The following is a 16,385-nucleotide window of genomic DNA, read 5'->3' as shown; positions in this document are numbered from 1 at the left end:
GCAGGATGGCGTGTCGGCGACACGCCTGAATCAGCTCGAGCCGGATGCGCTGGTTACACTGTTTGAGGCGCATCCTCCGCAAGGGTTTGCGCCTCTTTCACTGTTGCACGGCACACCTGGTTTCGTCGCGTCTTTTGATTTATTGACGACAGCTGACGATACATTGCGGCGACGTGTGCATGCCTTGCCTTGGGCCAGCCGTTGGCTGCCATGGTTACGTGTGCGTACTGCGTTTGTCGGTACTACCGTTACTGAATACACGTTGTTGCCGGATGCCGAGCCTGTCACCTTTGCCGACAGCTTGCGCCGTGCGCCGGGGCGCGATTATCGTCTCGTCATCGTAAAAGACATTCCACAACAATCTCCTTTACTTGATGCACATGCCAATGCACGTGCGGAACAATTTTCGCTCGCGTGTGCGGAGCAGGGATTTGTCTTGGTCGAGGGACAGGCGCTGGCTTATGTGGCTATCGATTTCGATAGCATTGATACCTATCTGGAACGACTCTCTAACAGTCGTCGTAAGAACCTGCGCCGTAAATTACGCAAGCGTGATGGTTTGCAGATAGACCGCGTACATACCGGAAATTCACTCTTTGACGACGATGCTGCCGTCGATACTTATTACGCGCTGTATCTGGATGTGTATAAGCAGAGCGAAATACATTTCGATTTGCTCACGCGCGATTTCTTTGCGGCTATGCTGCGCGATGGCAATAACGGCGGTATCAGTTTCGAATATAGACACGAAGGTGAGCTGATAGGCTATAACCTGTGCTTTGAGCACAATGGACGATTGATCGATAAATATATCGGTTTGCGTTATCCGCAAGCACGCGAGAATAATTTGTATTTCATCAGCTGGTTCGTGAATCTTGAGTACGCTTTGGAGCGTGGGCTCACACATTACGTAGCAGGCTGGACCGATCCGCAGGTCAAGGCTGACTTAGGCGCATCCTTTACTTATACGAGGCATGCGGTGTATGTGCGTAATCGAGTGTTGCGTGCGCTGGCACGACGATTCGTAGGCAGCTTTGAAAGCGATAGACAATGGGGCGAGCAGCATCATGCATAAGCAGCCGATAGTGCTGGACCTTGACGGTTCTACCGGTGTGCCGGATGGCGCATTGCATGTGCCGTTGCAGGATTGGCAGGAGCGTTTGCGCTTTGGTTGCCGTCGCAGTGTATTGGATGCATTTGATCGTTATCTGGACACGCAGTTGCCAGCTGAATATGGTCCGGTGTTGATGGGGAGCGGCGATTTTCATCATCTGAGTTTGCCCTTGGTAAAACGTTTGGCTGAAAAGCGGCAACGCCCGCTACGTTTGGTAGTGATCGACAATCATCCAGACAATATGCGTTATCTGTTTGGTGTGCATTGTGGTTCATGGGTGCGACGCGTGGCGATGCTGCCGCAGGTCAGTCATGTGCATGTAGTCGGAATTACTTCTTCCGATATTGGCAGCGGTCATGCGTGGGAAAACTATCTGACGCCGCTGCTGGCAGGCAAGCTCAGTTATTGGAGCGTAGGTGTAGATACGAGCTGGTCGCGCTTCTTGCGACTTAAGCATGCTTTTCACAACTTCGATAATGTTGCAACGCTGACGGATGCAGTGTGCGTAATGCTGGCTGAGAACAAAGAAGATACTTATCTATCCATCGATAAGGATGCGTTCAGCCCGGATGTGGTGCGTACCAACTGGGATCAGGGGCAGCTGCTGGAAGAACAGTTGATGCGAATGATCGCTACCCTCGATGGTCAAATGATAGCCAGCGATATTACTGGTGACGTTTCGGAATACCGACATGCTAGTGCGTGGAAGCGTTGGCTGAGTGCAGGTGATGAACAGACCTTGGCGATTCCTTCTGCCATGTTGCAAGCTTGGCAGGTCGATCAGCAAGCCTTGAATGAGCGCTTGGTGACGCGTTTGCAGCAGGCGATGAGCATAGATTAATTATGCTTGTTTGCAGATACGGGCAAGCGTGTTGCAGATAGATGCAAATGTTGCGTCGTCCAGCCACGGACTATTGCTGATTGTCAGTACGCGTGTAGCCAGCATGCGTGCATTCGGCAAAGCATGTTGATCTTGCGCGGCAGCCGGTATCAATTCATTCAAATACGTATAGTCGGGCAGGGCATGCACAAAAGGCAGGCTCACACCGCATCCCATTCCCCATAAAGCCTGTAATGCCGCATCGCGACGCGAGTGGTCCGGCATGAGCAAACTGAGCACCGGCCATGTGCCGCTGCCTTCTTCATCTTCAAATGGCACGACTCCCTCGATGGCGCGCAATTGCGGCAGACGCCGTAGAGCTTGTTCACGTGTGCTTGTTTGAAATGCAGCCAATCTTGTTAGCGCACGTACGCCAACTGCCTGCCGCCATTTTCCAGGACGATGCAACACGGTACGAGTAGGGAAGCGATCACCCGCAGCCTCCAGCCAGTCGTTGACTTGTAGGGCACGACGTAATGGTTTGCCATAGGCGAGGGGTAATAGTGAAGGACGATACAGCACCGTATAGGCAGCCAGTTCCAGCGAACGCTGACATTCGACCAGAGGACGCGCTGGCGCAAGACGTGCACTAGCCTCGGCACAGGCAGCACGCACTGCGGCATCACGTGCGATCAGAATGCCACCTTCGTAGATAGTCAAACCTTTACCGACCGCGAGACTGAAAATGGCGAGGTCGCTTTCAGTGCCGACGCTGTGGCCATCTACACGCGCCCCCAGTGCTTGCGCAGCATCTTCAATCACCCATGCACCACAGGCGCGTGCACATATCTGTATAGGTGCGACGGCACAGATTCTTCCACATAAATGCGTGGGCAGAATGGCTAGTGTACTGGCATCGCACAGACTGGCCAGCATGACAGGGTCCATGCTCAGACTGTCAGGCAGCAGATCGCAGATGCGTAGCGTCAGGCCACATTGTGCGACTGCCAATGCAACCAGCGGGCAGGTATAGGCGGGGACGATGACGACGTCGCGTGTCGGTGCGATGTCATGCAGTGCATGCAAGGAAATGACCAATGCAGCGGTGCCTGAGCTTTCCAGTTGCACGTGTTCTACGTTCAGGAAATGTGCGATGGCGGCTGCCAGGTCAGCGCTGCCAGGCAGAAGATCGCTCAGGTACAAGGGCAGGCCGGCGGTCGGCGGTACCTCGTACCTGGCGTTTTTACTTTCAGCGAACGGCATGTTCCTCGCCATCTGCGGCTTCGGGGTGGAGTTCGTTTTCACTGAAGGCAAGACAGATGACGCCAGCCACAATCAGAACGGCAGCCAGCATCTGCGGCCAACCGATTTTTTCGTTAAACAGCCAGACTGACAGCAGCATGACGGAGAGAATTTCCAGATGCGAAGCAGCAAAGGCTGGACCGATGGGGGCGTGTTTCAGCAGCGTCATCCAGCTGAAGAATGCGCCGAGATAGCCGACAAAGGCACCATAAATCCATGGCATGCTGAATACACGCAGCAGCCATGCTGTATCTGCCTGCAGTGGCAATGCATGGATGGCAGCGTACTTGAAGCTTAGCTGCGCCAGCGTATCGAAGGCCAGCAGGGACAGAAAGCCGAATACATAGAAGCGTTTTTTCATGCCGGCAGTCCCACAATCGCTACACCCAATGACACCAGCAGGATGCCGATCACGCGCAAGCGCGTGAGTCGTTCACGGAATAGCCAGCGTCCCGCCAGCATGATGGCGACGATGTTGATCGATCCCATCAATACACCCTGCGACAGTGGCACCAGCGATAGAAAAGCCAGCCACAATACGAATTCCAGTACGTAACAGCCTATACCCAGCCATAGCCACGGTTGCTGCGCCATCCGATACCAGCGTGTCAAACCTTCGGCATCTGCATCATTGATGGCAGCGGCCTTGAATGCCAATTGACCGGCACTATCGACGATCACATTGGCGGCCCACAGCACAATTGCCAGCCACGGCAAGCTTGTGCCTGTCATGCCAGAACCAGTCCGGATGATGTAGAGCCGATATGCTTTACCGTAGTTGGAGAATCTATGTTTAAGGTCTGCGCGATGAAGTTGCACGCCTGTTCGATCACCAGCCGGCGCTCACGGTCTATGGTCACCATGTGATAACTGTCTTGCAGCCACAGTGTTTGTACCGGGCCTTTGACGCTATTTTTCACCAGTAATGCATTTTTTTCCAGGCTGGCCACATCGTCTTCAGTAGCGTGAACCAGCAAGCAGGGGGTGGTGATGGTAGGTAATTGACGGCGCACTTCTGCAGCCAGCCCATACAGTTCTGCTATTGACCACCAAGGATTGCCGGGCAGACCAGCTGCCGAGCTATCACCGGAATGCATCTGTGCCACGATGCGTTTACGTAATACAGCATCCTTGATGCCATACGGCGGTTGTTCAGTGAAGAAACCATTGCGGCCAATATGCAGCACTTTGAAAATACGCAGCAAAAAACTGAGTCGCGTATAAAACGGTATGCTCCAGCCATCATGTTGGAACATAGTCGCCAATGCGCCTACGCCGGCCACTTTTTCTGGTTGATCGGCGGCTAGCTTCAGAGACAACAGTGCGCCCATCGATAAGCCCATGACAAACATTCGATCCACGCGCGTGCGAAGATGATCGGCTGCAACGCGTACGCTGTCGTACCAATCCTGCCAGTTGGTGGCAATCAAATCATCTGTCGTGCCGCAATGGCCCGCGAGTTGCATGCCATACACGGTATGGCCGGCACGATGCAGGCCTTTACCGAGCAGGCGCATTTCATTTGGTGTACCGGTCAACCCGTGTATCAGCAGCACACCAGTACGTCCACCTTCGAACAGAAATTCATGTTCGGTCATGCCTGTACTTCCTCTCTTGCGACTACCTGCAACAGCAGCGTAATGGCTTCATCAAAGTCTGCAAAAGCGGCGTGCGCATAAGCGTGTTTACGGCAATGTTCTAGCAAGCGGCTGGTGGCCAATACGAAATCGGCTTGACCGGATACGCAGAAATCGGATGTGCCATCGCCGATGAAAAGCACGCGTGGATGCTTGGCGCGTTGTGTTTCCAGCAGCGCGCATTTGCAAGTGCCGCTGTTACGGCTGCAAGCCGCACTGGCGTGTGGTGATTGCAATTGCCAGTTACGTGGTCCGGTTTGTACCAAGTGATTGGCCAGGACCGGCAGATGGCCGAGGCCATGACGTTTCAATACATAAGAGATGACATAGTCCATGCCATCGCTGACGATTTGTAGCGGCAGTCCGCGTGCAGATGCAGCTTGTACGAAAGCAGGGAAGGCGGGATCGATTTCAATCAGATCCAGATGTGCGTGCAAGTCGTCCATGCTCATATCGAGCAAGGCGATTTGTTTTTGCATGCAAACGCGCGAGCCGATTTCTCCGCGTACCCACGCTTCTTCCAATTCTTCGTAGCCGTCACGGGCAAAGCGATTAAGCAGGGAATCGGTGACGTCAACGGTACTGATGGTACCGTCGAAATCACACTGGATTGCCCATTCCGACATCTCGGATGGTGCCTGTCTGGATGCCGTGACAGGGCGGAAGTTCAGGTTCTTATTCATGGAAACTCACTCTCACATTTTGTCCGATGCGTACATCAGGCACTTCATCGAAGGCCAGTACGCAATCGACCACGCGTAAATTGCTGCGTGGATTGCCATCGTCGCTGAGACGACTATTAGCGAATACCTGCCCGATGCGTACTACACGTGCGCGTAGGGGTTTGCGTTGCGGGTCAGCTTCGATGCTGACGTCGGCATGCATGCCGAGTTTGACTTGCGATACAAAACTTTCATTCAACTCGGCACGGATTTGCGGTGGGCGCGCTGGCAACAAGGTCATCAGTGGCTTGCCACCTTGTGCCAAAGTTTGTGTGCCGATGGTGGCGTCGAGCATGATGATCGTGCCTGCTTGCGGTGCGTGCAAAGTGCGTGCGGCAAGACGTTGCTTGGCCGCTTCTACTCGTTCACGTGCAATCGCGACATCATTACCGGAGATCGTGGCGGCAGCCTGTAGCTGTTGTACGCGTTGATTGGCTTCATCTGCGCGCTGTACATCGCTGGCGCCGGCTTCAGCCGCTTGATGCAGTCGTTGTGCCAGATCGCGTGCACCGGACAGCGGCAAAGTAGCGGCTTGCGCCTGTGCTTGCGCTTGACGTAGACGCGCCTCAGATTCACTTAATTCGATTTGCTCATTACGACTGTCGAGTTCTGCGAGTACAGCACCGGACGCAACTTGTTGTCCTTCGTTGACTGGCAAACGTACGACACGACCGTCTTGTGCTGGTTGGATAGAGACCAAGCCTCCTTGGGCTTCAATCTTGCCGCGTGCGATGGCAACGTAGGCATGATCGTTTCCAGCAGCTTTAGGTGCTGCTGCCGGTTTGTCATCGGAGCAGGCAGTCAGGCTTATGCAGGCGCTCAGAGTCAGCAGGCTGCAAATATGCCGGTGGGCATTCATCATTGTTGTCCTTCTTTATAAAGTGACGTGGGCCGGTTACGTTCAGGGCGCCAATCATTGCGGATCACGCCATCTTCCATTTCCAGTACGCGGTCGGCGTGCCGGATCAGGCGTGGATCATGGCTGACGCACAATACGGTGGCTTGATGCGTGTGGGCGATGCGATGCAAGATGTCGATCACGTTCTGACCATTGTCAGCATCGAGTGAACTGGTCGGTTCATCTGCAAATAAAAGTTGTGGTTGCTTGGCGATCGCGCGTGCAATGGCAACGCGTTGACGCTCGCCACCGGACAGTTTGGCTGGGCGTTCGTCGGCACGATGCGACATGCCGACTTCTTCCAACGCGGCCAATGCGCTTTTACGCGCATCGCTGTCGTTCATGCCCATATAACCAAGCGGCAATTGCACTTGTTCGCAAGCGGTCAGTGCAGGGAAAAGATTAAAGCCTTGAAACACGAATCCTGTGTGCTTGAGGCGGAAGCGTTCCAGTTGATGCCGGCCAATGTTGCCCAGCTCTTCATCAAGCGCCGTCACACGTCCTTCATCCGGTGCCTGCAGTCCACTGAGCAGCGATAGCAAAGTGCTTTTGCCGCAGCCGGATGGTCCGGAGATCAATGTCAATTCACCTGGGTAAATTGATACCGATAACCGTTGCAGGACGTGTATACGTACCAAGCCGGAAAGAAAAGACTTGCTGACGCGTTCGGCGGCCAGACTAGGTGGAGAGTTGTTAATGTCGAGCGGCATGATTTACCTTAACAACAGGGTAGGGTCTGCACGCATCAATCCGCGCAATGCAAACAGGCCGGAAACGAGTGCCAGTATCAGGACCAAGACCGTGCAAATCAGCGCGACCGATATGCTCATATTGATGGGCACACCATATGCGGCAGCGATAGAGAGCAATGCGGTAGAAGCCAGTGCTGCAATGATCAATCCGGCGCCGCCTATCCAGCCGGATTGCGAGATGACGACACGGCTGAGCGAACGATGACTGACGCCGAGCGCATTCAGCATCGCGTATTCACGCGCTGAAGATGCGACCACACCAAGCAACGACTGACTGGTAATTACGGCACCAACCAGCAACACTATCGTGGCCATGAACAGCACTGCTACACCGGCGCCGGTATCGAACAGCCAATACAGTTGGGAGCGTTTGGCAAAGGAGCGTGCGGTCCATACCGAGAATGGGCCGAATCGTGGATCAGGTTCGAAGTGCGCTGCAACCGTTGCTGGCTTCGCGTCACTGCGTATTTTGGCGACGTAATAGCTTGGGCCTTGCGCGCCGTCTGTTTGCAGCATGCGTGCGGTGTCCAGCGATGTGATCACGTTGACGCCACCCAGCCCGCGCAAGCCATTGAGAGCCGCAACAATATGGACGCGCTGGCCATTGATCCAGGCTGTATCATCGTTTCCAGCGCGTAATTGATCACGCTCGGCACGATCGATGATGACGGCACCAGGTTCTTGCAACAGTTGGCGCATACCTGGCGAAAGTATGCGCGAAAACATCATGCTGCCCTGTGTGTCGATACCGGATACATAAACCGAAACGCCGCTGGCACCGGCACTGCCGCGCCAATCGCCATCGACCCAGATGTATGGTTCTACCGCGGTCACGTCTGGATCCATGCGCAAGCGCATTTCTACATCCTGTCCTATCGGACGGCCGAAATTGACACTTTGCGTGCCGGGATAACCAGCCCATAAATCAGCGGAAGAGGCGGTGACATACACCGCGGCACTACCGAAAATTCCCATCACCAACGCAGCTTGTACGGCGAGAAGAACGCCGGCAAAGCCGACGGCCATCACAGCCGGCATGAAGCGGAACCATTCGTACAGTAGCGTCTTGCGTGCCAGTGGAATCATGATTGCGGCTCGTTATCAGCTAGTGGCAGCGGAGCGCCGCCGAGAGCGCGGAACAAGGTGGCGTATGCAATGCCGTAATCAGTTTCAGCAGCAGTCAGCGATTGCTTTGCCTGCAGCACATTTTGTTTGTATTCGATACCGCTCCACTCGCTGGATAATCCCAGTCGCGTTAATGAACGGTCTTTATCTGCCATCGTTTGCGTTGCTGCAAGTGCATCGCGCAGATGTTGCACGCGTTGTTGAGCTTGCGTGAGCAATGCAATGCCGGTTTCTACCTGCGCAACACTGTCCAGCAATACTTGTCGATAACCGGCGAGTGATGCGTCTACTTCATGTTGGCGCGCTGTGGCGATGGTTTTACGTTGTCCCCAATCAAACAGCGGCAGATCGATCAGCGGTCCGATGGTAGGCACGCCGTTTTGGGTCGATCTTCCGTTCTGGGTCAGATTGTAGGAGTACAGATAGGATGCGCCGAGTGCGATACGCGGATACAGCGCTGATTTGGCAATGCCAAGTTCGCCAACGGCTTGCAATACTTCTGCTTCGGCGACACGCATGTCAGGGCGGCTACGTAATAGATCACTCGGAATTTGTGTGATGCCTCCTGCTTGCAAAGCCGGTAAGGGATGAGGCTGTGACCAAGTACTGTCTGGTTGGGTTTGTCCGACTAATGCTGCCAACGCGTATAGCGCGCGCGCCTCTGCTTGTTTGGGCAGACTGAGTGCTGCTCGCGTGCGTGCCAATCGTGCTTGCAATTGCAAGCGTTGATCAGGACCGGCTAAACGGTTGGTGATACGTACCTCTGTTAATTCCAGGGTGCGTCTATCGAGAGCGACCAGTTCTTCTGCCGTTGCAATTTGTTGTTGTGCTGCACGCAGTTCCAGATAATTGCGGACGACTTCAGCCACCAGCCCCACTCTTGCTTCCTGCTCGGCAGCTGCAGCACGTTCTAAGCTGGCACCAGCGCGTCGTTCGGCACCTTCTTGATCGCCGAACAAGCCTAGTTTCCAGACTGCGTTCAAACTCAATTGATAATAAGCGTCTATTGCCGCAGCATCTTCTGTTCCATACGAACTGAAGTCCAATTGTGGCAAATAGCTTTTGCTGACATTGCCTGCCAATGCGCGTGCTGCCTGCAGTCTGAGTTTGGCTTGTCGCAGCGACATATTTGAACTCAATGCACGTTCGACCAGCGCATCCAGCTCGGCATCGCCGAAACGTTTCCACCAACCAGTCAGATCGACAGGTGGAATATTTTTATCGGGAGCAGATACGGCCGGCGTCTGCGTCCAATGGGACGGCAGAAGGTTGGGCAGCTTGGGCATGTCCACCTGCGCGCAGCCTGACACCAGCACTAGCGATACGCATGAAACAGCAAATCTGGGGAGAGGAAATCGCAGCAAATGGGTATCCGCTTGAAAGGGTGGCAAGAGGCAAAATAGCTCGAGGCTGCCAAAAACCCGATTCTGGCGGCGCAAGATTGCGCTGCCATGCAGATATTGTGGAGAAATGATGGAGGGGAGGGGTGTGAGGGGGATGAATTAGTCGTGCGGCAAGCGAATGATGAAACGCGCGCCGCCACGTTCGGATTTGTCGATGGAAACCTGGCCACCTTGCAATTCCACCAGCGTACGCACGATTGACAGGCCTAATCCGCTGCCGCCGGTGGCGCGATTGCGCGATGGGTCCAGGCGTTGAAAACGTTGAAATACCTGTTCATGCATATCCTCGGACAGCCCTTCGCCCGCATCGCTGACAGAAATAACAATATCGTTATTCCTGTATTGCAGATCGATGCCCAGCCAGCCGCCGCTTTCCGCATATTGCAGTGCATTTTCAATCAGATTATTCAATATCTGATGCAGGCGATCCTCATCTGCCTGAATATGGGGAATCCCTCCCTGTACGGTCATCTCGGCCTGTATCCCATGTGCTGCCAGACGGCTGGCGTACTTGGACAATACATCGTTGACCAGTGCGACCAGATTGATGTCCTGGCGATGCAGGGACAGACGTCCTGCATCGGCCACGGATAGCGTATGCAGGTCATCGACCAGACGCGTCAGATGGCGTACCTGATCGAGCAAGCGGGCAAACTCTTTCGGATTAGCCGGAATCACGTTATCGCAGATCGCATGCAGTCTGGCCTGCAGCACGGCCAATGGCGTGCGCAATTCGTGTGAAATAGCCGCCATGGTGGATTTGCGTTCGCGCTCCAGCGTTTCGAGCGCATCGGTCATGTGATTGAAATCGTTGACGAGGCTGGTCATTTCTCCGCCACGATTACGCGCATCGGCACGCACACTGAAATCGCCTACGGCAACCCGGCGCGCAGCCTCGGCAATCGATTGCACTGGTTGCGTGATCATGCGTGAAGTCCAGAATCCGGCGATCAGTCCAAACGGCAGGCACACCAGTAAATCGATGAAGAGCGCGAATATGTCCGTATCCCATCGATTGCCCAGCCAGTACTGTCTATAGATTTCTACCGCACGCGGACTGTCTTCCATATCGTGCGCATTGAGCAGATCGAATTCGACGCGTACCTTGTCTGGTAGGCTTTCGCGGAAACGTTCAAATTCCAGCTGTCCATAGACGTAGCTGGTAATGGCCATGACGCCCATCGTGACCAGCACCGTTGCAGCGATGCCCAGCCCGAAGCGTATCCAGATACGGTCTAGGAATCGCGCCATAAACGATATCCAATGCCACGCACGGTTTCGATCAAATCGTTACAGCCGGCATCCTGCAATTTTTTGCGCAGCTTGCTGAGATGAGAATCGATGACGCGATCGAGTGCATCGCTTTCCGGCAGGCATGCCTCAATCAGTTCCGCGCGTGAGAAGCAGCGCTTGGGGCGTTTTGCGAGACAGACCAGAATGCGGAATTCGGTCAGTGTCAGCGGCAGCACAACCGGGCGCTCCTGCGCATCGTAAGCGCGCACAGTGTAAGCCTGCTGGTCGATTTCGAGCTGGCCTATGCGCATGGGAACGTCGTTAAGTGGTTCCGGTGCACGCAAGGTTCGACGCAGCACGGCACGCACGCGCTCGATGACTACAGCCGGATTGTAGGGTTTGACAACATAATCGTCGGCTCCGAGTCGCAGGCTGAGCATCTTGTCTATATCGTCGGCCAGTGCGGTGGTCATGATGACAGGCGTATCGCTCTCCTGACGGATTTCCTTCAATACATCCACTCCATCCTTGCCTGGCAGCCGGATGTCGAGTAAGACGATGGAAGGATGATGTTCGCGGAACAGTCGCAAGGCGTCTGGTCCGGTTGCTGCATGCAAGGTACGCAGATTGTCGCGCTGTAGATAGGCCACCAGAATGTCGGACAGTTCGGGTTCGTCTTCGACGACCAGTACGAGGGGGAAAGACGTCGCGTGCGTTTTATGCATGAATAAAAATTCCGATTCTGTCACGGTGGGGAAGGCAACATTCTAAGCAAAGAGATATCGCATGACCAGTGTCGTTGCGGCGGTTGATTTTTTCCGGTTTTTTGTGCCAGCGGAAAGATCGCAACTGCAGGGGCAGATATGCTCACGCCGTTTATTGGGCTCTGCGAAATGCGTTGTGAAATAGTTGTGCACCGGTACGTCTTGCAAACGTGAGCCATACTAGGGCATAATACGCGCTGCCGGAAAATCTTTCCGCATCGGATTTCCTAAAGGGAGCTCGTCAGCAGCTTCCTTTTTTATGCGCCGATGCTCTGAAATTTCGGATACGGTTTGTATGCGCGTGTGGAAATATGACAAGCGCGGTACAATACGGCCCCATGGCGGGGTAGCAAAGTGGTTATGCAGCGGCCTGCAAAGCCGTTTACGCCGGTTCGATCCCGACCCCCGCCTCCAGTTTTTCCAAAAGCGCCGAGAGCGCTTTTATTTTTTGTCTGTTTTAGAATCGTGACATGCCCGGGTGGTGAAACAGGTAGACACAAGAGACTTAAAATCTCTCGCCGGTAACGGTGTACCGGTTCGATTCCGGTCCCGGGCACCAAACTCATGAAAGTCTATAACCTTTGTTGTGAACACGATCATTGCTTTGAGGGATGGTTTTCCTCCGAAGATGACTTTCTCACGCAATCCTCGCAACATTCGATCGAATGCCCACTGTGCGGCAATCAAGCGATCAAACGCCTGCCATCTTCTCCTCGTTTGAATTTATCCGGTGCCACTGCGCGTGCGCGTGAGGACGGTAATCGTGTGCAGGATCAATTGATGGAATTTGCGCGCAAGGTGATTGCCGATACTGAAGATGTTGGTACCCAGTTTGCCGAAGAAGCGCGTCGTATTCATTACAATGAGGCGCCCGAGCGCGGCATTCGCGGTGTGGCGACGGTTGACGAACGTGCAGCACTCGCCGACGAAGGTATAGATGTCGTATCCTTGCCGATGCCAATTGCATCGAAACAATCGCTGCAATAACTTAACCGGAACCGATATGCGCCACATCGCCTCGTTGGACGAACTCAAGAATCTGGCAGGGCAGGAAGTCACAATATCCGACTGGGTGCTGATCGATCAGGCGCGCATCAATCTGTTTGCGCAAGCCAGCGGCGATCATCAATGGATACATGTCGATATCGAACGCTGCCGTAGCGAATCACCATACGGTGTGCCGATTGCACATGGCTTCCTGACGCTTTCCCTGCTGCCCATGCTGTTGCAGTCTTCAATCACTTTTCCACCTTGCAAACTGGCCGTGAATTACGGCTTGAATAAAGTGCGCTTCCCGGCGCCTGTGCCGGTCGATAGCCGGGTGCGCGCACGACTGATGCTGCAATCGGTGGAAGAAATTTCCGGTGGCGTGCAGATGATCTGGAAGACGACGATGGAACGTGCGGAGAGTGAAAAACCGGTCTGTGTGGCGGAGCTGATACTGCGGCATTACGTCTAGCAGAGAAGACGAACAATTTTTCCTGCTGCGAAAAATCGTTCGCCTGGTCTGTCTTGATTAATGTTTGGCGTACTGCGTTGCACCGAATAATATTTCCTTCGACTTATCGTCCGTGATCGGCTTGCGTACATCGGTAAAAATTGTCACGCCTTTTTGCACTGCCGGACGTGCACTGATTTCATTGAACCAGCGTTGCACGTTGGGGAAATCCGCTAACTCTATCCCCTGATTTTTCCACGAGCGCAGCCACGGAAAAGTGGCAATGTCGGCGATGGTGTAGGTCTCGCCGGCAAGGTAGCTGCTTGCTTCCAGACGCTTGTCGATGACGCCGTACAAACGCTTTGCTTCATTCGTGTAGCGATTGACCGCATAGTCGATTTTTTCCGGTGCATAGAGACGGAAGTGATGCGCCTGACCGAGCATCGGTCCGACACCGCCCATTTGAAACATCAGCCATTGCAGGGTCGTGAATTTTTCGCGATCGGTCGCGCCGAGAAATCTGCCTGCCTTGCTGGCGAGATAAACCAGAATGGCGCCCGATTCAAACAAGGACATCGGTTTACCGTCCGGCCCCTTGCTGTCAACAATTGCCGGGATTTTATTGTTGGGCGAAATCGCCAGAAACTCCGCTGTGAACTGGTCGCCGGCGCCGATATCGACATGATGCATGCGATAAGGGAAGCCGCATTCTTCCAGCATGATGTGAATTTTGTGACCGTTGGGCGTGGCAGTGGAATAGAGGTCTATCAATTTTTTCTCCTGAAGTAGCCGTGGTGTACAAAAACGCATGCGCAAACTTTGTACGATTATGCAGAAATTCGGGTGCGTCTGCATGGTCTGACAATTTGCCGGCCCAGAACAGACGAAGGTATGCGCTTACAGTCCGCGCGATTTACGGTATTGATGCAGCACTTCTTCCATTGTGGTGTATCGCGATTCTGTCTGCAGCGGCAGTAGCGGCGCGTAATTGATTGTTTGCACGACCCAGTCGTTGGCGCGTTCGCCGACATCCAGCACATTGATGCAGCCGGGCGATTGTTCCAGATTGCCGAGGAATAGCCGCTGGCCGGTGATGGCGTAGGACAGCACGGCGCGATTCACGCCGCCATGCAATACCAGCAGCACCGTATCCCACGATGTATCTGCGCGCAGTCTATCGATGACGGGATGTATGCGATCGATCAACTGGCCGACGCTTTCGCCTGCGAGAAATTGCCTGTGTTCCTCTGCCATGCAGGAGAAGGCGCTGGTGAAGGCTTCTTCCAGATCATCGTCGAGGATGTCTTCCAGCACGCCGCCGCGCACTTCCTGAAATTCCGGCCATTGTTCGAGTTCGATTTGCTGGCCGGTTTCTGCCAGCACGCGCAGCGCAGATTCGATCGTGCGCGGCAGATTTGATACGATCACGCGGTCGAAACGTATGTCTTGTTGCGCAAAGACCTGTCCGGCAGCGCTGGTTTGCCTGCAGCCCTGTTCATTCAGCGGTACTTCATCCGGCGCATAGGGCGTGCCGTCGGCGTCGAAGTAGGTCACACTGCCGTGGCGCATCAGATAGACACGCCGCCTTTTTGTTGCGCTCATGTGTAATTCATTTCGGGGTTGAATGGATCAATCTGGCCGGCGCAAAACATTTTTCTGCCGACAGCCAGTTCTTGGGTAGTGTTCACCTAGAAAATACAGCAAAGGGTGAATGCAGAAGATTTTAAGCTGAATATCGAAATATGCGCGACGCTATCCTTGTGATTTTTTGATGGGTGGAATATCCGTTTCCCAGCGCCCGGCAATATTTTTCAGCAGCAGATTGACGGCGGCGAGTTGCCGGTTGCGCGTATTGAGCAGGGTATTTTCACTGCTCAAGGCCGTGGTTTGTGCAATCACTACATTCAGATAACTGACGGTGCCGGCACGGTACTGATCGAGTGTGATTTCCAGCGTACGTTGCGCCGATTGCAGGGCCTCCTGCTGCAGTTGTGCTTCCTGTTGCAACTGGTAGGCCAGGACGAGATTGTCCTCGACTTCCTGCAGCGCAATCAGCACGGTTTGCCGATAGCTTGAGGTTGCCTGATCCGCAGCAGCGTGCGCCTGCGCACTGGCGAGCTGGCGCTGGCCGCCATCGAGAATGGCCTGTGCCAGCGATACGCCCAGCGACCAGAATAAATTGGGTGCACTGATCAGATTTGCCATCGAAGTATGGCTGTAACCGCCGCTGGCCGATAACGTCAGGGCAGGGAAGAAGGCGGCGTTGGTCACACCTATCTGTGCATAGGCGGCGGCCACCCGTCTCTGTGCGGCGGCAATGTCGGGGCGCCGTTCAAGCAAGGTGGCCGGCAGCATTTGCGGCACCTTGGGTGCGGTCGGCAATAGGGCGTTGCGCTCCAGTCCCAATGCCGAAGGTGGAATGCCGAGCAGGACGGCGATGGCATGCTCCAGCAGCGCACGTTGCGCCGTCGCTTCAGCCACTTGCGCCTGTGCAGTTTTGAGCTGGGTTTGCGCCTGCAACACGTCGGTGCGGGCTGCTACGCCGCTGTCGTAGCGAAATTGCGTGAGATCGAGCGAGCGTTGGTATGCCACGACACTGCGTTCCAGTAGCGATAGCTGCGCATCGGTCGTGCGCAGCGTGAAATAGGTTTGCGCCAGTGTGGCCTGGACCGACAGACGTGCGGCAGCCAGGTCATCCACGCTGGCTTGCAAGGATGCCTGCGCGCCCGTGACGGCTTGCGACAGGCGTCCCCACAGATCGACTTCCCAACTGGCGCTGGCTGACAGCGTAACGTTGTTGCTCGGATTTTGTGCCGCCGTTCTGCCGGGTGTCGAAGGGTTGCTGTCGCGCGTGCCGCTCAGGCCTGCCGATAAGGTCGGCAGCATAGCGCTGTGGCTGGCGGCTAGTACGGCACGCGCATTGGCAATCTGCGCCACCAGCGACTTCAGGTTTTCGTTGCCGACGATTACCCTGCTTTCCAGATCGTTGAGCAGCGGATCATTGAAAAGTGTCCACCAATCGTCCGGAATCGGCTGGTTGTCTATCGCAGCGGCGTGCTGCCAGATATCGATTTGCTTGTATTGTGACGGCGCCGGGGCCGGCGTCGGTGGCGCAGGAACGCTGGCGCACGCGGCAAGCAGCAGGGCGGGGGCGAGTATGCGTAAGTAGGGGCGCAT

Annotated in this window: 19 protein-coding genes and 2 tRNA genes; 7 read left to right on the top strand and 14 right to left on the bottom strand. The window is 54.8% G+C overall.

From position 1 onward, the window contains the following. Positions 1–10 precede the first annotated feature (10 nt). A complete protein-coding gene (locus tag ACIQW9_RS06425) occupies positions 11–1,075 on the top strand; it encodes a GNAT family N-acetyltransferase (RefSeq protein WP_402337923.1) in 1,065 nt (354 codons plus the stop codon). After that, complete coding sequence (locus tag ACIQW9_RS06420) at positions 1,068–1,955, top strand: arginase family protein (protein WP_402334386.1); 888 nt, start codon at positions 1,068–1,070, stop codon at positions 1,953–1,955. The genes ACIQW9_RS06425 and ACIQW9_RS06420 overlap by 8 nt, the downstream gene beginning before the upstream one ends. Here ACIQW9_RS06420 and ACIQW9_RS06415 read toward each other — a convergent pair whose 3' ends face one another. Genes ACIQW9_RS06415 through ACIQW9_RS06375 form a run of 9 tightly spaced genes read right to left on the bottom strand, consistent with a single transcriptional unit; the run spans position 1,956 to position 9,686 of the window. After that, the gene (locus ACIQW9_RS06415) at positions 1,956–3,197 is read right to left on the bottom strand and encodes a DegT/DnrJ/EryC1/StrS family aminotransferase (RefSeq protein WP_402334383.1); all 1,242 of its coding nucleotides are present in this window, start codon (positions 3,195–3,197) and stop codon (positions 1,956–1,958) included. Beyond that, positions 3,184–3,597: a DMT family transporter gene (locus ACIQW9_RS06410; RefSeq protein WP_402334380.1), complete on the bottom strand. Its 414-nt coding sequence runs from the start codon at positions 3,595–3,597 to the stop codon at positions 3,184–3,186. The genes ACIQW9_RS06415 and ACIQW9_RS06410 overlap by 14 nt, the downstream gene beginning before the upstream one ends. Beyond that, a complete protein-coding gene (locus ACIQW9_RS06405) occupies positions 3,594–3,968 on the bottom strand; it encodes an EamA family transporter (protein WP_402334377.1) in 375 nt (124 codons plus the stop codon). Before ACIQW9_RS06405 ends, ACIQW9_RS06410 begins: the two co-directional genes overlap by 4 nt. After that, positions 3,965–4,834, bottom strand: a complete 870-nt coding sequence (locus ACIQW9_RS06400; protein WP_402334374.1) for an alpha/beta hydrolase — start codon at positions 4,832–4,834, stop codon at positions 3,965–3,967. The genes ACIQW9_RS06405 and ACIQW9_RS06400 overlap by 4 nt, the downstream gene beginning before the upstream one ends. Next, positions 4,831–5,556: an MtnX-like HAD-IB family phosphatase gene (locus ACIQW9_RS06395; protein ID WP_402334372.1), complete on the bottom strand. Its 726-nt coding sequence runs from the start codon at positions 5,554–5,556 to the stop codon at positions 4,831–4,833. The genes ACIQW9_RS06400 and ACIQW9_RS06395 overlap by 4 nt, the downstream gene beginning before the upstream one ends. Continuing rightward, positions 5,549–6,457: an HlyD family secretion protein gene (locus ACIQW9_RS06390; protein ID WP_402334369.1), complete on the bottom strand. Its 909-nt coding sequence runs from the start codon at positions 6,455–6,457 to the stop codon at positions 5,549–5,551. Before ACIQW9_RS06390 ends, ACIQW9_RS06395 begins: the two co-directional genes overlap by 8 nt. Further along, positions 6,454–7,203, bottom strand: a complete 750-nt coding sequence (locus ACIQW9_RS06385) for an ABC transporter ATP-binding protein (RefSeq protein WP_402334366.1) — start codon at positions 7,201–7,203, stop codon at positions 6,454–6,456. The genes ACIQW9_RS06390 and ACIQW9_RS06385 overlap by 4 nt, the downstream gene beginning before the upstream one ends. Positions 7,204–7,206: 3 nt before the next feature. Then, positions 7,207–8,331 carry an ABC transporter permease gene (locus tag ACIQW9_RS06380; protein WP_402334364.1) on the bottom strand — a complete coding sequence of 375 codons (1,125 nt, stop codon included), beginning with the start codon at positions 8,329–8,331 and terminating at the stop codon, positions 7,207–7,209. Then, a complete protein-coding gene (locus ACIQW9_RS06375) occupies positions 8,328–9,686 on the bottom strand; it encodes an efflux transporter outer membrane subunit (protein ID WP_402337920.1) in 1,359 nt (452 codons plus the stop codon). The genes ACIQW9_RS06380 and ACIQW9_RS06375 overlap by 4 nt, the downstream gene beginning before the upstream one ends. Before the next feature lie 11 nt (positions 9,687–9,697). Here ACIQW9_RS06375 and ACIQW9_RS06370 point away from each other — a divergent pair, with 11 nt between their 5' ends. Continuing rightward, positions 9,698–9,844, top strand: coding sequence for a hypothetical protein (locus tag ACIQW9_RS06370; protein ID WP_402338052.1), 147 nt, complete (start codon positions 9,698–9,700; stop codon positions 9,842–9,844). Between the two features lie 28 nt (positions 9,845–9,872). Here ACIQW9_RS06370 and ACIQW9_RS06365 read toward each other — a convergent pair whose 3' ends face one another. Beyond that, on the bottom strand, positions 9,873–11,024 hold the full coding sequence (locus ACIQW9_RS06365) for a sensor histidine kinase (RefSeq protein ID WP_402334362.1): 1,152 nt from the start codon (positions 11,022–11,024) through the stop codon (positions 9,873–9,875). Beyond that, positions 11,009–11,731: a response regulator gene (locus ACIQW9_RS06360; protein WP_402334359.1), complete on the bottom strand. Its 723-nt coding sequence runs from the start codon at positions 11,729–11,731 to the stop codon at positions 11,009–11,011. The genes ACIQW9_RS06365 and ACIQW9_RS06360 overlap by 16 nt, the downstream gene beginning before the upstream one ends. Before the next feature lie 379 nt (positions 11,732–12,110). Here ACIQW9_RS06360 and ACIQW9_RS06355 point away from each other — a divergent pair. The 4 genes from ACIQW9_RS06355 to ACIQW9_RS06340 all read left to right on the top strand — a co-directional run bounded on the left by ACIQW9_RS06355 (position 12,111) and on the right by ACIQW9_RS06340 (position 13,229). Continuing rightward, positions 12,111–12,184, top strand: a tRNA-Cys gene (locus ACIQW9_RS06355). Positions 12,185–12,242: 58 nt separating this feature from the next. Continuing rightward, a tRNA-Leu gene (locus ACIQW9_RS06350) sits at positions 12,243–12,329 on the top strand. A 5-nt stretch (positions 12,330–12,334) separates the two neighbouring features. Beyond that, positions 12,335–12,757, top strand: a complete 423-nt coding sequence (locus tag ACIQW9_RS06345; protein WP_402334357.1) for a DUF1178 family protein — start codon at positions 12,335–12,337, stop codon at positions 12,755–12,757. A gap of 16 nt (positions 12,758–12,773) precedes the next feature. Then, positions 12,774–13,229, top strand: coding sequence for a MaoC family dehydratase (locus ACIQW9_RS06340; protein ID WP_402334354.1), 456 nt, complete (start codon positions 12,774–12,776; stop codon positions 13,227–13,229). A 57-nt stretch (positions 13,230–13,286) separates the two neighbouring features. On the opposite strand, the gene ACIQW9_RS06335 is transcribed toward ACIQW9_RS06340, so the two are convergent. From ACIQW9_RS06335 to ACIQW9_RS06325, 3 genes are all read right to left on the bottom strand, one after another. After that, positions 13,287–13,979 carry a glutathione binding-like protein gene (locus ACIQW9_RS06335; RefSeq protein WP_402334351.1) on the bottom strand — a complete coding sequence of 231 codons (693 nt, stop codon included), beginning with the start codon at positions 13,977–13,979 and terminating at the stop codon, positions 13,287–13,289. A gap of 126 nt (positions 13,980–14,105) precedes the next feature. Continuing rightward, entirely contained in the window at positions 14,106–14,810 is a 705-nt protein-coding gene (locus ACIQW9_RS06330; RefSeq protein ID WP_402334349.1) for a histidine phosphatase family protein, read from the bottom strand. 150 nt (positions 14,811–14,960) lie between these two features. Beyond that, positions 14,961–16,385: an efflux transporter outer membrane subunit gene (locus ACIQW9_RS06325; RefSeq protein ID WP_402334347.1), complete on the bottom strand. Its 1,425-nt coding sequence runs from the start codon at positions 16,383–16,385 to the stop codon at positions 14,961–14,963.

Source organism: Herminiimonas sp. NPDC097707, from assembly GCF_044761395.1.
GTDB lineage: Bacteria > Pseudomonadota > Gammaproteobacteria > Burkholderiales > Burkholderiaceae_D > Oxalicibacterium.
Note: the sequence above shows the minus strand (reverse complement) of the source record. Positions and strands in the feature narration are given on the sequence as shown.

Coding starts and splice junctions, on each gene's coding strand:
- ACIQW9_RS06410 (WP_402334380.1), bottom strand. CDS start 3,597: ATGAAAAAACGCTTCTATGTATTCGGCTTTCTGTCCCTGCTGGCCTTC.
- ACIQW9_RS06360 (WP_402334359.1), bottom strand. CDS start 11,731: ATGCATAAAACGCACGCGACGTCTTTCCCCCTCGTACTGGTCGTCGAA.
- ACIQW9_RS06330 (WP_402334349.1), bottom strand. CDS start 14,810: ATGAGCGCAACAAAAAGGCGGCGTGTCTATCTGATGCGCCACGGCAGT.
- ACIQW9_RS06345 (WP_402334357.1), top strand. CDS start 12,335: ATGAAAGTCTATAACCTTTGTTGTGAACACGATCATTGCTTTGAGGGA.
- ACIQW9_RS06405 (WP_402334377.1), bottom strand. CDS start 3,968: ATGACAGGCACAAGCTTGCCGTGGCTGGCAATTGTGCTGTGGGCCGCC.
- ACIQW9_RS06395 (WP_402334372.1), bottom strand. CDS start 5,556: ATGAATAAGAACCTGAACTTCCGCCCTGTCACGGCATCCAGACAGGCA.
- ACIQW9_RS06390 (WP_402334369.1), bottom strand. CDS start 6,457: ATGATGAATGCCCACCGGCATATTTGCAGCCTGCTGACTCTGAGCGCC.
- ACIQW9_RS06340 (WP_402334354.1), top strand. CDS start 12,774: ATGCGCCACATCGCCTCGTTGGACGAACTCAAGAATCTGGCAGGGCAG.
- ACIQW9_RS06380 (WP_402334364.1), bottom strand. CDS start 8,331: ATGATTCCACTGGCACGCAAGACGCTACTGTACGAATGGTTCCGCTTC.
- ACIQW9_RS06365 (WP_402334362.1), bottom strand. CDS start 11,024: ATGGCGCGATTCCTAGACCGTATCTGGATACGCTTCGGGCTGGGCATC.
- ACIQW9_RS06325 (WP_402334347.1), bottom strand. CDS start 16,385: ATGCGCCCCTACTTACGCATACTCGCCCCCGCCCTGCTGCTTGCCGCG.
- ACIQW9_RS06415 (WP_402334383.1), bottom strand. CDS start 3,197: ATGCCGTTCGCTGAAAGTAAAAACGCCAGGTACGAGGTACCGCCGACC.
- ACIQW9_RS06400 (WP_402334374.1), bottom strand. CDS start 4,834: ATGACCGAACATGAATTTCTGTTCGAAGGTGGACGTACTGGTGTGCTG.
- ACIQW9_RS06385 (WP_402334366.1), bottom strand. CDS start 7,203: ATGCCGCTCGACATTAACAACTCTCCACCTAGTCTGGCCGCCGAACGC.
- ACIQW9_RS06420 (WP_402334386.1), top strand. CDS start 1,068: ATGCATAAGCAGCCGATAGTGCTGGACCTTGACGGTTCTACCGGTGTG.
- ACIQW9_RS06370 (WP_402338052.1), top strand. CDS start 9,698: ATGAAACAGCAAATCTGGGGAGAGGAAATCGCAGCAAATGGGTATCCG.